The following is a 15,894-nucleotide window of genomic DNA, read 5'->3' on the forward strand; positions in this document are numbered from 1 at the left end:
ATGATATTTATAAAACGTTCAAAAGCAATGACTGTTTTTGAATGTTTTTGATTAAAATTGATTGAAATGTATCCGCTTTCGTTTTATAATACAAATCAAGAGAGGTGCAAAGATGATAACAGAAAAACGTCATGAGTTGATTTTGACAGAGTTAGCGAAAAAAGATTTCTTAACATTGCAAGAATTAATAGATCGCACAGGTTGTAGTGCTTCAACTGTACGTAGGGACTTGTCTAAATTACAACAAATGGGTAAGTTATCACGCGTGCATGGGGGTGCAACATTAGATACCTCTTCTAAACTTGAACCCAATCTTATAGATAAAAGATCACAGAACTTGAGGGAAAAACAAGCGATTGGCAAGCTTGCTGCGAATTTGATACATGACAACGATTGTATCTTTATCGACGCGGGTTCAACCACTTTGGAAATGATCCCTTATATCACTGCACGTGATCTGACGGTAGTGACTAATGGGTTAACACACGTTGAAGAACTGTTAAAACAAGGGATTAAGACATTTATCGTAGGGGGACATGTTAAATCGACAACACTCGCGACAATTGGAGGTAGTGCACTCGACACGTTACGACGCTATCGTTTTGACAAAGCATTTTTAGGCATTAATGGTATTGATGTAAACCATGGACTAACGACACCAGATGAACAAGAAGCTTTAGTTAAAGAATATGCGATGCGTCTCAGTCAGCAAAGTTATGTCTTAGCCGACCACACGAAATATCATCGCCGATATTTTGCCCATGTAGCGACTTCGGATCAACTTTCTATCATAGCTTCAACTCAAGTCGCACAACTCGACTGTTATGAACAATTACAGCAACAATATTCAATTATAGGAGGAGCAAAATGATTTACACCGTGACCTTTAATCCGTCTGTTGACTATATTATGCATTTAGACGGCTTTAATATCAGTGAATTGAATCGAGCAACGACTACACATAAATTTGCTGGAGGAAAAGGTATTAATGTTTCTCGTGTGTTGCGCACATTAAACGTAACCTCAACTGCACTAGGGTTCATTGGTGGCTTTACGGGAGAATTTATCGTTGACACTTTGAAACAATCATATATTAATGAAGCTTTTGTGCGAATTAACGATGACACACGTATGAATGTGAAGTTGAAAACAGGCCAAGAAACAGAAGTTAATGCACCCGGACCAATGATTACAACCGATCAATTTGAAACATTAATGGATCAAATCAAACAAACAACCGAACAAGATACAGTCATCGTAGCAGGTAGTATTCCTAAAAGCATTCCATCAGATGTGTATGGCCAAATTGCAAAAATTACACAACAAACAGGTGCACAACTCGTGGTTGATGCGGAAAAAGATTTGCTAGAAACAGTGTTACCTTATCAACCGCTGTTCATTAAACCAAATAAAGATGAACTGGAGCACATGTTTGATACAACCATTCAATCTGATGAAGATGTTCTATATTATGGAAGAAAAATACTCGAACGCGGTGCCCAAGCAGTCATCATCTCTTTAGGTGGTGACGGAGCGATTTATCTTGATCAAAATCAAAGCTTAAAAGCAACGATTCCAAAAGGACAGGTCGTAAACACTGTGGGTTCAGGTGATAGTACGGTTGCAGGTATGGTCGCTGGCCTTGATGCTGGATTATCTATTAACGATGCATTTCGCCAAGCCGTATCAGCAGGTACAGCTACAGCTTATAACGATGATTTAGCAACTGCAGAAGGGATTCAAGACGTTCAATCACAAGTAACGATTGCAACACTAGATGGGAGTGAATAGCATGAGAATCACAGAGTTATTAACGAAAGATACCATTGCGATGGATTTAGCGTCCTCAAACAAAGATGGTGTCATTGATGAATTAGTCAATCAGCTTAACCAAGCAGGAATTTTAAATGATGTAGAAGCTTATAAAGAAGCCATTCATAATCGTGAATCTCAAAGTACAACAGGTATTGGAGAGGGGATTGCGATTCCACACGCAAAGGTTGCAGCAGTAGATAAACCGGCCATTGCGTTTGGTAAATCTAAAGCAGGAGTGGATTATCAAAGTTTAGATATGCAGCCAGCTCATTTATTCTTTATGATCGCTGCACCAGAGGGTGGGGCACAAACGCACTTAGATGCTTTAGCAAAATTATCAGGTGTTTTAATGGATGATCAAGTTCGCCAAGCTTTATTAGATGCAACATCACCTGAAGAGATTTTAAACATCATTAATCAAGCAGATGACGAAGCGACAGACGAGGAAACAGCAGAAGCAGAAACGACTACTGCACCTGTCGATTCTGATGAACCATACGTTTTAGCTGTGACTGCTTGTCCAACAGGTATCGCACATACGTATATGGCGAAAGATTCACTGAAAAAGCAAGCCGAAGCGATGGGTATTAAGATTAAAGTAGAAACAAATGGTTCAGGTGGGGTTAAAAATCGTTTAACCTCCGATGATATCGAGCAAGCGACAGGAATTATCGTCGCTGCAGATGTGCACGTTGAAACAGACCGCTTTGATGGTAAAAACGTGGTAGAAGTTCCGGTTGCTGATGGTATTAAACGACCAGAAGCACTCATCAACCAAGCGTTAGATACTTCTCGCCAACCTTTTGTTGCGCGTGGAGACAGCAATCAAAAATCAGCACAAAATAGTGGAGAAAAACAAGGCGTTGGGAAAACCATTTATAAACACTTAATGAATGGTGTATCTAACATGTTACCGCTTGTCATCGCAGGTGGTATCCTCATGGCGATTGTATTTTTAATCGGACCTAACTCATTTGATCCGAAAAGTGGTCAATACAATGAGTTTGCAGCGCAATTATGGAAAATTGGTAACGAAAGTGCATTTGCCTTAATTATTCCAATCTTGTCTGGTTTCATTGCGCGTAGTATTGCGGATAAACCTGGTTTTGCAGCTGGTTTAGTCGGTGGTATGTTAGCAGTTGCAGGTGATTCTGGTTTCCTAGGTGGTTTGATTTCCGGTTTCTTAGCTGGTTACTTAACACAAGGTATTAAATATTCCGTTAAATGGTTACCTCAATCATTAGAAGGTTTGCAACCCACATTAATTTATCCGTTAATTTCTGTCGCGATCACTGGATTACTTATGATTTACGTCATCAATCCGCCGGCATCTTGGTTAAATAATCTATTGATAGATGGACTAAACAGTTTATCTGGTGCAAACATTGTTATCCTCGGCTTTGTAATTGGTGCGATGATGGCTATCGATATGGGCGGGCCATTTAATAAAGCGGCCTATGTCTTTTCTACAGCAGCGTTAACAGCGGGTAATACAGCGCCGATTACTGCAGCAATGGTGGGCGGTATGGTGCCACCGATTGCAATCGCAACGGCAATGATTATGTTCCGCAAGAAATTTACGAAAGAACAAAAAGGTTCTATTGCACCTAACTACATTATGGGACTTTCATTTATCACTGAAGGTGCAATTCCATTTGCAGCGGCAGACCCATTACGTGTCATTCCTTCTATGATGGTGGGTTCTGGTATTGCAGGTGCTATTGCGTTAGGTTTAGGCTCTGCAATTAGCGCGCCTCATGGTGGTATTGTAGTTATATTCGCAGATTTTGTTCATGTACCTCAAACATTACTTGCTATTGTGATTGGCTCAATTGTTTCAGCGATCATTTATGACTTATTAAAACCGAGAGTGACTAGTGTAGAAAAAGCAGCGTCCCAATCTATGGATGAATAATTTAAATGAATTTCACACGGTGTTCCTAATATCAGGAATACCGTGTTTTTTGTTTTAGTAAAAGTGTAATTCCTAGAAATTCCATGTATTTATGCATTTGTTTTAAATATTTTTAAAATGACGAGTAATATAATGTGTTAACTTTTTCATTATTGTACAATGAAGATAATCATAAAAAGAAGAAGGTAATCAATATTGAAACAATATGTCATTATAAATGGTGTTATTTATACAGAAACAGATGTTTTAGATAGAGGTCACATTTTCATAAATGAAGGAAAAATAATGCAAATTGAGCCAGGTGCATATCACGGGGATCTACCTACATTAGATGCGCAGGGACATCATGTGTTACCAGGGTTTATCGACATTCATATGCATGGAGGTTACGGTGAAGATGCGATGGATGCATCAGCCCAAGGATTAAATCACTTGGCAACTTCACTGTTGTCAGAAGGCACAACGAGCTTTTTAGCGACGACTATGACACAATCGGATGAAAATATCATACGGGCATTAGAAACAATCGCTAAATATCAAGCTGAACAAGATCATACAGAAGAAGCGGAAATCGCAGGGGTCCATCTAGAAGGTCCTTTTATTTCTGAACATAAGGTGGGTGCACAGAATCCTGCTTATGTCCAACGACCTACAGTTGAAAAAATCAAACAATACCAAGCAGCTGCGAATCATCTTATTAAAGTGATGACGTTTGCGCCTGAAGTGGAAGGTGCAGATGAAGCATTACGACAACTCCACGATGAGATCATCTTTTCTATCGGGCACACAGTAGCCACGTATGAGGGAGTCACACGTGCTGTAGAAAAAGGTGCACAACATATCACACATTTATATAACGCTGCGACGCCGTTTGCGCATAGAGAGCCAGGGGTCATTGGTGCAGCATGGCATGAGCAACGCTTAAATACAGAGATTATAGTGGACGGAATTCATTCACATCCCACTGCAGTCGCGATCGCATATCATCAAAAAGGCAACCAACATTTTTATCTCATTACTGATGCGATGCATGCAAAAGGCATGCCAGATGGTCATTATGATTTAGGTGGACAAGATGTTGTTGTACAAGGTGCTGAAGCGAGACTTGCGAACGGCGCACTTGCAGGTAGTATTTTAAAAATGAACGAAGGCTTACGCAATTTGATGACTTATACTGGCGATGATCTTGAATCACTTTGGCGTGTGACAAGCTTGAACCAAGCTCAAGCGTTACATATCGATGATGTAAAAGGAAGTATTGCGACAGGTAAGGATGCCGATTTAGTGATTGTTGATGATGAGCTAACAGTGAAGACAACGATTAAAAACGGAACGATTCACACCTTTGAAAATAAAGAATAAGAAGCTTCAGTGTTACTTTTTTACACTGGAGCTATTGACGGAATTAAGAAAATACGTTTTAATGGTATATTGGACTTTATATTGAATAATTACTGTATATTTTGCCAGAACGAAGTCGAATTGTGATAAAATATGAGTATTGTTTATCTTTTTAGGGAGGTGTCACAGATGGGAAGGATTTAATGTATCTACAGTTAAACGTGAACAAGCAGCTTAGTATACAATGGTCACCCGGATGTGACATTGAGTAATTTGGAGGTGAATCCCTAAATAGGGAACTTATTGGAAACGACGACCATAGTGAGTTTAGTTATATTTATTCTGTTGATAGCGTTGACGACTGTCTTCGTCGGATCAGAATTTACTTTAGTGAAAGTACGTGCCACGCGTATCGAGCAACTTGCAGCTGAAGGGAACGGTAATGCAAAGGTAGTTAAGAAAATGCTACATAATTTGGATTATTATCTGTCTGCATGTCAACTCGGTATCACAGTTACGTCTTTAGGTTTAGGTTGGCTCGGGGAACCGACGTTCAATGAATTACTACATCCTATCTTTGAACTCGTACATTTACCTGATGCCTTAACCACAACGATTTCATTTATCGTAGCCTTTATCATCGTAACTTATTTACACGTCGTACTTGGTGAACTCGCACCTAAGACACTTGCGATTGAACATACTGAAAAGTTAGCGCTCGTGTATGCGCGTCCGCTCTATTATTTCAGTACTATAATGAAGCCGCTTATATGGTTAATGAACGGTTCAGCACGTTTGATTATTCGCATTATGGGTGTAAATCCTGATGCCAATAGTGATGCGATGTCTGAAGAAGAAATCAAAATCATTATCAACAACAGTTATAATGGAGGAGAAATTAACCAAACAGAATTGGCTTATATGCAAAATATCTTTTCATTTGATGAACGTCACGCCAAAGATATCATGGTGCCCCGTACACAAATGATTACATTGAATGAGCCGTTTAATGTAGAAGAATTATTAGAAACAATTAAAGAATACCAATTCACCCGTTATCCGATCACAGATGACGGCGATAAAGACCACGTCAAAGGCTTTATCAATGTCAAAGAATTTTTAACTGAATATGCATCTGGTAAACCCATCGTTATCGGTAACTATATTCACGAACTACCGATGATTTCTGAAACAACAAGAATCAGTGATGCGTTAATTCGTATGCAACGTGAACACGTACACATCAGTTTGATCATCGATGAATATGGTGGTACTGCGGGTATTTTAACCATGGAAGATATTCTTGAAGAAATTGTGGGTGAAATCCGTGATGAATTTGATAATGATGAAGTCAACGATATTGTGAAGTTAGGCGAAGATCAATATCAAATCAATGGTCGTGTGTTATTAAACGATTTACAAGAACATTACGGTATTGAATTCGAAGATTCAGAGGATATTGATACGATCGGTGGTTGGCTACAAGCGCATAATACGAATTTACAACAAAATGATTACGTCGATACTGAATATGATCGATGGATTATTTCAGAAATTGACAACCATCAAATTATTAACGTTATTTTGAGATATGAATACAATAATGAACGTCAAACGCTTGATACAGATAGCGAAGAGGATGACGAAGATTAAAGCAATGCAACGAAAAGTGGGACTTGAAATCGTCAATGAGATTTCACAGTTCCACTTTTTTATATACTTAAAATCGGGTATAACGAACGAGATGAGTTTTCCAAGCGACGCATCGGTAGCTCTTTTGTTACCATAAAAATATAGAATACAGATAATGAAAGGATGAAAATGGATGGCAACTGAAACATATACATTAAACAATGGTTATGAAATGCCAAAAGTAGGATTAGGCGTTTATAAAATCACAGACGAACAAATGCCTACAGCAGTAGATAGTGCAATCAAAGCAGGTTATCGTGCATTTGATACAGCTTACCTCTACAAAAATGAAGTTTCATTAGGACAAGCAATTAAAGAAAGTGATATTGATAGAGAATCATTATTTATTACTTCTAAATTGTGGAATAGCCATCAAGGTTATGAAAGTGCAAAAGAACATTTTTATCAATCATTAGAAGATTTAGGCTTAGATTATTTAGATTTATATCTCATTCATTGGCCATGTGAAGCGGATGGTTTGTTTATTGAAAGCTATAAAGCACTAGAAGAATTATACAAAGAAGGTAAAGTGAAAGCCATCGGGGTTGCTAACTTCAAGCCGCATCACTTAGATAAATTAATGGCAGAAACTGAAATTGTGCCAGCAGTGAACCAAATTGAAGTGCACCCATTCTTTAACCAAGCAGAAACACAAGCTTATTGCGACGAACATGATATCATCGTGACTGCATGGATGCCATTGATGAGAGATGGTGGTTTATTAAATCAAGATACAATTGTGAACATCGCTAAAAAATATGATAAAACACCTGCTCAAGTCGTATTACGTTGGCATTTAGCACACAATCGTGTCGTCATTCCAAAATCTAAATCTCCAGAACACATCAATCAAAACTTTGATATTTTTGATTTTGAATTAACTGAAGATGAAGTTAATGATATCGATGCATTAAATAAAGATGATCGTCAAGGTTATGACCCAGATGACGTTGATATGAATACTTTAAAATAACTTAGCTTTTTGACCAACTTTCATCTCACCGTGTTTTTATGAAGCGGTGGGATTTGGAAGTTGGTTTTTTTATTTTAAAATCGTAAGTGGAATTGATAGAATAAAAGAGCTTGACAAAATAATGAGATTTCATCGATTTGTGTTAAAGAAAGATCCACATTCATCACTACAATCGGTGAAACAGGGTATAGGTGTAAGGATGAAACGAAACGGATGAATATCTCGCAAGAACGGCTTTGCGATGATGTTCAATCAACAATAACCTAATGACTAAGATAAGAAATGAAAGGTGTAGCCAATGAAATTAAGAGTCATTGTCCCTTGTTATAACGAGGGTGAAATCATAGTAAAAACATATCAACGACTCACAGAGATCATGTCTCAAGATAGCCTTCAACAACATTATGATTATGATTTATTATTTGTAGATGATGGCAGTAAAGATGAAACAATCAGTTACATTCAAGAAGCTGCTGAAAATGATCATCATGTTAAATTTATTTCTTTTAGTAGGAATTTCGGAAAAGAATCAGCGATGATCGCAGGTTTTCAACATAGTGTGGATTGTGATGCAGTCGTGATGATAGATGCAGATCTGCAACATCCGCCGACGCTTATTCCACAACTCGTAGAAGGCTATAAAGAGGGTTACGACCAAGTAGTCGCAAAACGGAATCGAGAAGCAGAAAAACAATCTCGTAAATTATTAACGAAAGCGTATTATAAACTGATTAATCATTTCGTAGAAGACATCCAATTAAATGATGGCATCGGTGATTTTAGGCTATTGAGCCAACGAGCAGTCAGATCGCTCGTTTCTTTAGATGAAGCAAACCGTTTTTCTAAAGGATTGTATGAATGGATCGGTTATAATACCAAAATTTTTACGTATGAAAATGTAGAACGTGAAGCTGGAGAATCGAAATGGTCGTTCAAACAGTTGCTGAATTATGGTATCGATGGATTGATTTCATTTAATACGAAACCGTTAAGATTATTGATCTATTTCGGTGTATTTGTATCCTTTATCAGTGTCTTATATATTTTATATATTCTCATAGACATTATGTTCAATGGTATCGATACACCAGGATACTTCTCTACCATAGCGGCAATTCTTTTCCTAGGTGGGGTACAGTTGATCGCAATAGGCATTGTAGGTGAATACATTGGTCGGATCTACTTTGAGGTCAAACAACGACCGAAATATCTCGTTCAGGCTACCAATCTTAAACCAATCGATGATGTTAACCGTGATGAAGATCCATATGTTAAACAGGATCAGCGACACAAAGATGAGAAAATGCACGATGAAGAAGAAACGCGTGAAGAAGCACTCGTACGACATTAATAGATGTAGCGTACGCGCGACGCTAATAGAATAAAGTAACACAAAAGAGACCAGGACGTGCGTCCCGGTCTCTTTTGTTTCTATACATATTTTGTTTAAGTATTCATTTTTAAGAGCTTGTGTGACTACAAGCGCTATGTCATATTATTTGCGAATTAAGTTTAATACAAGTGATACAATTGCAATTAATACAATAGTACCGATTAACGCAGGGAAGATATGGATACTGCCGATAGATGGACCCCATTCGCCTAATAGCCAACTACCTAAAGCAGCACCAACGATACCTGAGATGATATTACCAAGAATACCACCAGGGATATCTTTACCTAAGATGCCACCTGCGATCCAACCGATTAAACCACCGACGATTAACATAAGGATGAATCCCATTATATTGTCCCTCCTCCTATTTTAAGTGTCTCCCTGTCATATACCACATTTGAATTAAAGTTAATCATTTTTTTATAGAAAAAACATTCACCCAAAACAAATATAATATAAATAGCAAGTACACAATGATAAAAGCGTACCAGTATGGTGTGAGTAATGTCATAAGAATTAAGGAAAGAATAATAATCAGATGTCCCAATGTGATGGGATGTTTAATCACCGAAAGTAGTTTGATTTGTGCTTGTTCTTGCGGTTGAAAAGTAGAATAGAACAATAATATCGCTCCGATTAAAAATATCGCAGGAGACAGATAAGGTATGGACATATAGTATGAATCATTGCTTGTAATATATGTAAGTATGAGTGACGTGCTTACAATGATAGTGATGATAAATGCGATAAATTTTTGGTTCTTGATCATACGAGTTGGATGTTTATGATCTAAGTATAATTGTAGGACCATCCATACGATGAGCATGATCGGCGTGTAAAATGAAATATAATCATAATTACCAACGAGAAATAAATTGATGAGACCATTAACTGTTATCGCAATAAGCATTGAACTAAATGTAAGCTGCTTATAATTATGACGGTATAAATCGATGAAAAAGATAATCGATACCGCAATAATATTGATGATTATGGGTACTAGCATGATGATCTCCTTAATTTTCCTACTTCATTGCATCATTATACCAATTCAGACACACTTAATCATTCAATAACTTTTATTTATCAATAGAGAAATGATTGATTCGTTATTATTTTAGGTATCGAGGTTGAGATGTGTTGATATACATAAACAAAAAGAGCAGATAAGATCTCACATCTCATATCTGCTCTTCTTTCTATTATAAGTTATACACCTTTTTTATTACTCCACAGTAATGTGTGCAATTGCGGCAGCACATAAACGTCGTTCATATCTGATGTATTGATGACTCGATCAACGAGTGATTCATAAAGTGCTAATAACCGCGCCGTATGATTTTCGATATATTCACCATCTAAGTATGGATTACCCACTTGTAAATAGAACGGAATGGAAGGATAACGGTGATGAATATCACGCGCAAAATCAAAATCTGTATCATCAAAGACGACTACTTTTAAATTAAGTGTTTCGGGCACACATTGTTCGATGACTTCATCGAGTGTCATCAAATTAGGTTTCATCATAGAACTAGGCGGTTTCGGACTGATCGTTAAGTCATCGATTTGACGCATCCACGGTTGGAATCGACTGCCTTGTGTTTCTAGCGCACTATGAATACCTTTTTCATCAAAAAGATCAACTAACTCCTGTATGCCTTTGATTAGGGCAGGATTACCTCCGGATATGGTGACGTGGTTGAAGTAATCGCCACCTACTCGATAGAGTTCATCATAAATTTCTTCAGCTGTCATCATCTTGATTTGATCCTTCGCACTACCGTCCCAAGTAAAGCTTGAATCACACCAACTACAGCGATAATCACATCCTGCTGTACGTACAAACATCGTTTTACGACCGATGACACGTCCTTCACCTTGAATGGTCGGACCGAATATTTCTAACACAGGTATTTTAGCCATGTTGTTGCTCCTTAGGTCGATAAACGACATAGCTTGAAGGTGTTTCTCTCACGAATACTTGGACACAATGGGGTTGGTTGTCACGTTGATCGAGTGATGTTTGTACCATGTGATAAATTGTTTGTGCGACGATTTCTGTAGATGGACTTTTGTCTTTAAATTGAGGAAGTTCATTTAATAATTGATGGTCGAATTGACCATGAACAAGTGATTTTAATTCTGCAAAGTTAACTAAAAAGCCATTATGATCGAGGTCGTCGCCTGCGATGGTTAAGTTAACGAAATACGTATGTCCATGTGTGCGCATGCATTTTCCTGCGTCTTCACTTGGAATATAGTGTGCTGCTGAAAAATTAAAGTCTTTGTTGAGTTCGAATGCATAAGGATGAGCGACAGAGGGATACATTTGCTGGAACATATTAATTCGCACCTTTCTCTGCTAAATAAGCGTTTAATCCGCGTGCACGTAATTTACAAGCTGGACATTCACCACAACCTGTTCCAATGATGCCGTTATAGCAAGTGAGCGTATTGTAACGCACGTAATCTAAGACACCTAGATCATCACTTAACGCCCATGTTTGTTTTTTATCGAGCCACATCAGTGGAGTATGAATGACAAAGTCTTTATCCATAGCAAGGCTGAGTGTCACATTCATAGATTTAATGAAACTATCACGACAGTCTGGATAACCAGAAAAATCCGTTTCACATACACCTGTAATAATATTTTTTGCATTGATTTGATAAGCAAGAGCACCCGCAAATGATAAGAACAACAGATTACGTGCAGGCACGAATGTATTTGGCATGTCATCATCTGTTTGTTCGATGTCCATATCGTGTTGTGTAAGTGCATTTGGTGTAAGTTGAGATAATAATGACATATCTAAAATGTGGTGTTTTAATCCTTGCTCTTGTGCGATTTGCTGTGCTACTTCAATTTCTGTATCGTGACGTTGACCATATTGGAATGTCACAAGTTCGACGTGTTCAAAATGTTTTTTCGCCCAAAATAAACAAGTGGTGCTATCTTGACCACCACTGAAAACAACGACTGCTTTATTTGGATCTAAAGATTGTTGGGACATGTTTATTGCGCTCCTTAATTAATCGGTTTAGCAAACAGTTCAACGAGATTCACGGCATAAAAAAAGCCTATCTCTATAAAAAGATAGACATCGTCATACAAGTCTAGTTTTTTATAGAGGGTATCAGCTAGTAACCTCTGTTGATCAAATTATACGTTCTCTAGACTAATATATTTATATTGTAAAATCAAGGTCAACTTTGGGATAATAAGAATAAGTATAAATTGTATCCGCATACATTGAGGTGACAAAATGATAGTAGTCATAGATAATAAAGATTCATTTACATATAACCTAGTCGATTTAATCGCGCGCAATACAAAACAGGAGGTGCGGGTTATCGATGTGGACCACGCGACGATTGAAGAATTAGAAAGTTTAACGCCAAATGCGCTTGTGATTTCTCCGGGACCTGGTGTGCCTAAAGATTATCCGATCCTTTATGACATCATTCGTACATTTGAAAAACGTTGTCCGATATTGGGCGTGTGTCTCGGTTTTCAACTACTCATCGATTATTATGGAGGGGAGATTATCGCTAATGACAAACCCGTTCACGGACATACTACGTCGTTAATACATCATCAGTCCTCACTTTTTGAACAGTTACCACAGCAGTTTAACGTGATGCGTTATCATTCATTAATGGTTGATCGTCATACCATGCCTTCCGAACTGTACATTACAGCCGAAAATAATGAGGGTGTCATCATGGCTGTGGCACACCATACACTACCGATTGTTGGAGTACAGTATCATCCAGAATCTATCTTAAGTGAGTACGGTGCTGAACAGATACAATTATTTTTGAATTTAACAGGTGAAACATATGCAAATCAAATTTAATTATAGATATTATACAGACGAAACAGAATTTGAAACGTATGCATGTCAGTTTAATGATATTGTAGACCAACGTATCGCAACGCAATTAGCAGATGTGGGCGAGGTGGTTGATTTTGCCGAATCAGCACAGCAACAAGGACATTACGTGGCACTCTATTTACCTTATGAAGCGGCACGCTATTTTAATGATGAAATGACAACGTGCGAGGTAGAAGATCCTTATGTTTATGCGGCTGCTTATGTGTTAGACGAGCCAGGCAAAGAACACCCACAAGAGGCATCATCACATGAAACAGATTTCGCTGAGCCTATGTCGCCGTTCGAATTTCAATTATCTGACGATATGTTAGTTAAAGGTATTCAAAAAGTGCAAGATGAGATTGTGCGTGGCAATACATACCAAGTCAATTATACGAGCCGGTTGAAAACGACAGCAGATAAGCCTATTAGTGCATTATATGAAACATTACAACAACAGAGTAATGGCTTTTATACGGCATTAATCGACACACCTGAAGTACAGGTTGCATCTATTTCGCCAGAGCTTTTCTTTCAACAAGGTCATTTCAAATCGATGGATAATGTCATTGTAAGTAAGCCGATGAAGGGCACCATGCCTAGAGGACGGACAGATGAGGAGGATGAAAAAAACGCTGAGACACTTGCACATTCAGAAAAAGATCGTGCTGAAAATGTCATGATCGTCGATTTACTACGCAATGATATTTCTCGCATCGCACGTGAAGGTTCTGTAAAGGTTTACCAACTTTTTGCGGTGGAACATTATGCGACTGTGCTACAAATGACTTCCATGGTTACAGGACAATTACGTCCAACTCAATCACTCGTCGATATTTTACGTGCACTGTTCCCATGTGGTTCTATCACCGGTGCGCCTAAATTAAATACGATGAAATATATCGCACAATTAGAGCAACAGCCAAGACATATCTACTGTGGTACAATTGGTTTATTATTACCAAATGGCAAACGTATTTTTAACGTACCAATACGTACGATTCAATATATCAACCAACAAGCCATTTACGGCGTTGGGGCGGGTATCACCATCGATTCTGACCCGATGTCTGAAGTACGTGAATTTAAAGATAAAACGAGCATACTGGAGGCACTGTAATGGAATTATTCGAAACAATGCGTCTGGAAAACGGCACGATTAAACGATTAACGTATCACTTTGAACGCATGATGCGAGGGAGCGTCGATTTAGGATTTGATTTTTCCGTACAACAATGGAACCAAATCATCGATGAACTCCAATCTCGCTATACGAAAGGGGTTTGGCGTGTCAAAGTCACAAATGATCAACAAGGATCAATGCACTACACGGTAGCTGAACTTCCCGATAAAGTTGAATTCACCGCAAAGTTACAATTGATCGATGACCAAACACCTATAGAAGAAAGAATTCATAAAACCTCAAACCGTGATCATTTACTACACGATCATCAAACCGATTTAGTATTGTTATATGATCAATCGGGCAAAATATTAGAATTTGATATTGGCAATATTTTAATGAAAAAAGGCGATTGCTATTTCACACCAACGTATGACACTGATTTACTGCAAGGGTGCATGAGACAAATGTTGCTCGACGAGGATCGAATTGAAACACAAGACATCGAAGTCAGTGGGTTTACAGAAGCGGTCAAACAAGGTGAACTTAAACCATATTTAATCAATAGCTTGCGTGAGGTTGTTCCGGTAGAGATGAAATTTGAAACATCAGATGAATAAATGACTTTTTAACAGCATTTTTAGTTGCTTAATCCGCTATGATGACCGTTTTCTAAGTGAAAGTGAGACTTCATTTTTGTTATCATATTTTTGAGGAGCTTAATTTTAACCGTACACGGATTGAAAATAAAGGATTAGACATTACTTATGAGGTGAACTTATGAAGATATATAGCCAAGGAGACCAAGCGATTGTAGTATCGATAGAGAAACCTGTCTCCAAGCATTTAACTGAAGATTTAGTGGCGCTGAGAAATTACTTAGTGGAACAAGACTATCCGTTTATCACTGAAATTGTGCCGACTGAATCTGATATGATGGTGTGCTATGACGCGAGGGATATGATTAAACACCATCATATTCAATCACCTTTTCAATATATGAAAGCCTTACTCGAGTCTATACAGCTTGAAACGGCTTATGTAGAACACTTACAGGAACCGGTTGAAATTCCTGTTGTATATGGCGGCGACCATGGCCCGGATTTAGCTCAACTATTAGATTATTACGAAATGGATTATGCCCAATTTGTGTCAGCCCATACGCAACCCACTTATTTTGTTTCTATGATGGGTTATTCTCCTGGCTTCCCTTATTTAACAGGCATGGATGAGGCACTTTACGTTAATCATACCGGTGATAAAAAGCATTTTATTCCAGCAAGTTCTGTCATCATCGAAGGGAAAAAGACGGGTATCGTAACGACAGACTCTTATGGTGATTGGTTAGTGATTGGTTATACACCTCTCGAATTATTTTCACCGAATAAACAGCCATTTACGCGACTCGCGCTCGGGGACAATGTGCGATTTAAAGCGTATGAAGCGGATCAACTGAAATTAGGAGGATTTAAACCATGTCAATCATAATAGAAGATAGCGGCTTGTTTTCAAGTTTCCAAGATTTTGGACGACAAGGTTATGAACATAATGGTGTGATTCCTGGTGGTGCCATGGATGTCCTCGCACACGAAATCGCAAATCGTCTCGTAGCGAACGATAAGAATGAAGCAACGCTTGAGATGACACATAAAATGGCCCGGATTCGCTTTACAGAACCGACATTGATCGCGTTGAGTGGCGGTAGTTTTAAAGCCCGTACACAAACGATGACAATTCTACCAAACAAGCTTTATTTAA

General features: G+C 38.2%; 16 protein-coding genes and 1 pseudogene. 12 read left to right on the forward strand and 5 right to left on the reverse strand.

All coding sequences use genetic code 11. The annotated features are described in order from the left end of the window. Window positions 1–112 precede the first annotated feature (112 nt). The 7 genes from APS80_RS09970 (at window position 113) to APS80_RS10000 (ending at window position 9,087) form a co-directional block, all read left to right on the forward strand. Window positions 113–871: a DeoR/GlpR family DNA-binding transcription regulator gene (locus APS80_RS09970; RefSeq protein ID WP_059108110.1), complete on the forward strand. Its 759-nt coding sequence runs from the start codon at window positions 113–115 to the stop codon at window positions 869–871. Continuing rightward, window positions 868–1,791: a 1-phosphofructokinase gene (gene pfkB, locus APS80_RS09975; RefSeq protein ID WP_059108111.1), complete on the forward strand. Its 924-nt coding sequence runs from the start codon at window positions 868–870 to the stop codon at window positions 1,789–1,791. Before APS80_RS09970 ends, pfkB begins: the two co-directional genes overlap by 4 nt. Before the next feature lies 1 nt (window position 1,792). Further along, the gene (locus APS80_RS09980; protein ID WP_059108112.1) at window positions 1,793–3,730 is read left to right on the forward strand and encodes a PTS fructose transporter subunit IIABC; all 1,938 of its coding nucleotides are present in this window, start codon (window positions 1,793–1,795) and stop codon (window positions 3,728–3,730) included. Window positions 3,731–3,925: 195 nt separating this feature from the next. Continuing rightward, the gene (nagA, locus tag APS80_RS09985; RefSeq protein ID WP_059108113.1) at window positions 3,926–5,092 is read left to right on the forward strand and encodes an N-acetylglucosamine-6-phosphate deacetylase; all 1,167 of its coding nucleotides are present in this window, start codon (window positions 3,926–3,928) and stop codon (window positions 5,090–5,092) included. Window positions 5,093–5,374: 282 nt separating this feature from the next. After that, window positions 5,375–6,724, forward strand: coding sequence for a hemolysin family protein (locus APS80_RS09990; protein ID WP_059108114.1), 1,350 nt, complete (start codon window positions 5,375–5,377; stop codon window positions 6,722–6,724). Window positions 6,725–6,896: 172 nt separating this feature from the next. Further along, the gene (locus APS80_RS09995; protein ID WP_059108115.1) at window positions 6,897–7,736 is read left to right on the forward strand and encodes an aldo/keto reductase; all 840 of its coding nucleotides are present in this window, start codon (window positions 6,897–6,899) and stop codon (window positions 7,734–7,736) included. Between the two features lie 298 nt (window positions 7,737–8,034). After that, window positions 8,035–9,087 (forward strand): glycosyltransferase family 2 protein, encoded by a 1,053-nt coding sequence (locus APS80_RS10000; protein WP_059108116.1) that lies wholly within the window; start codon window positions 8,035–8,037, stop codon window positions 9,085–9,087. 144 nt (window positions 9,088–9,231) lie between these two features. On the opposite strand, the gene APS80_RS10005 is transcribed toward APS80_RS10000, so the two are convergent. From APS80_RS10005 to queC, 5 genes are all read right to left on the reverse strand, one after another. Further along, window positions 9,232–9,483: a GlsB/YeaQ/YmgE family stress response membrane protein gene (locus APS80_RS10005; protein ID WP_180991901.1), complete on the reverse strand. Its 252-nt coding sequence runs from the start codon at window positions 9,481–9,483 to the stop codon at window positions 9,232–9,234. A 61-nt stretch (window positions 9,484–9,544) separates the two neighbouring features. Beyond that, the gene (locus APS80_RS10010) at window positions 9,545–10,138 is read right to left on the reverse strand and encodes a hypothetical protein (RefSeq protein WP_059108118.1); all 594 of its coding nucleotides are present in this window, start codon (window positions 10,136–10,138) and stop codon (window positions 9,545–9,547) included. Between the two features lie 203 nt (window positions 10,139–10,341). Next, on the reverse strand, window positions 10,342–11,058 hold the full coding sequence (gene queE, locus APS80_RS10015) for a 7-carboxy-7-deazaguanine synthase QueE (protein WP_059108119.1): 717 nt from the start codon (window positions 11,056–11,058) through the stop codon (window positions 10,342–10,344). Next, window positions 11,051–11,476 (reverse strand): 6-carboxytetrahydropterin synthase QueD, encoded by a 426-nt coding sequence (gene queD / locus APS80_RS10020; RefSeq protein ID WP_059108120.1) that lies wholly within the window; start codon window positions 11,474–11,476, stop codon window positions 11,051–11,053. Before queD ends, queE begins: the two co-directional genes overlap by 8 nt. A 1-nt stretch (window position 11,477) precedes the next feature. Further along, entirely contained in the window at window positions 11,478–12,149 is a 672-nt protein-coding gene (gene queC, locus APS80_RS10025; RefSeq protein WP_059108121.1) for a 7-cyano-7-deazaguanine synthase QueC, read from the reverse strand. A gap of 252 nt (window positions 12,150–12,401) precedes the next feature. On the opposite strand from queC, the gene APS80_RS10030 reads away from it, so the two are divergent. The 5 genes and pseudogenes from APS80_RS10030 to APS80_RS10050 all read left to right on the forward strand — a co-directional run. Next, window positions 12,402–12,995, forward strand: coding sequence for an anthranilate synthase component II (locus APS80_RS10030; protein ID WP_059108122.1), 594 nt, complete (start codon window positions 12,402–12,404; stop codon window positions 12,993–12,995). Further along, on the forward strand, window positions 12,979–14,133 hold the full coding sequence (gene pabB, locus APS80_RS10035; protein WP_059108123.1) for an aminodeoxychorismate synthase component I: 1,155 nt from the start codon (window positions 12,979–12,981) through the stop codon (window positions 14,131–14,133). Before APS80_RS10030 ends, pabB begins: the two co-directional genes overlap by 17 nt. Then, window positions 14,133–14,756 carry an aminotransferase class IV gene (locus tag APS80_RS10040; protein ID WP_059108124.1) on the forward strand — a complete coding sequence of 208 codons (624 nt, stop codon included), beginning with the start codon at window positions 14,133–14,135 and terminating at the stop codon, window positions 14,754–14,756. Before pabB ends, APS80_RS10040 begins: the two co-directional genes overlap by 1 nt. 160 nt (window positions 14,757–14,916) lie before the next feature. Next, window positions 14,917–15,624, forward strand: coding sequence for a 5-oxoprolinase subunit B family protein (locus APS80_RS10045; RefSeq protein ID WP_059108125.1), 708 nt, complete (start codon window positions 14,917–14,919; stop codon window positions 15,622–15,624). Next, window positions 15,612–15,894, forward strand: a pseudogene (locus APS80_RS10050) (5-oxoprolinase subunit C family protein); the annotation flags it as partial. The gene APS80_RS10045 and the pseudogene APS80_RS10050, both read left to right, overlap by 13 nt.

The organism is Staphylococcus auricularis (assembly GCF_001500315.1).
Lineage (GTDB): Bacteria > Bacillota > Bacilli > Staphylococcales > Staphylococcaceae > Staphylococcus > Staphylococcus auricularis.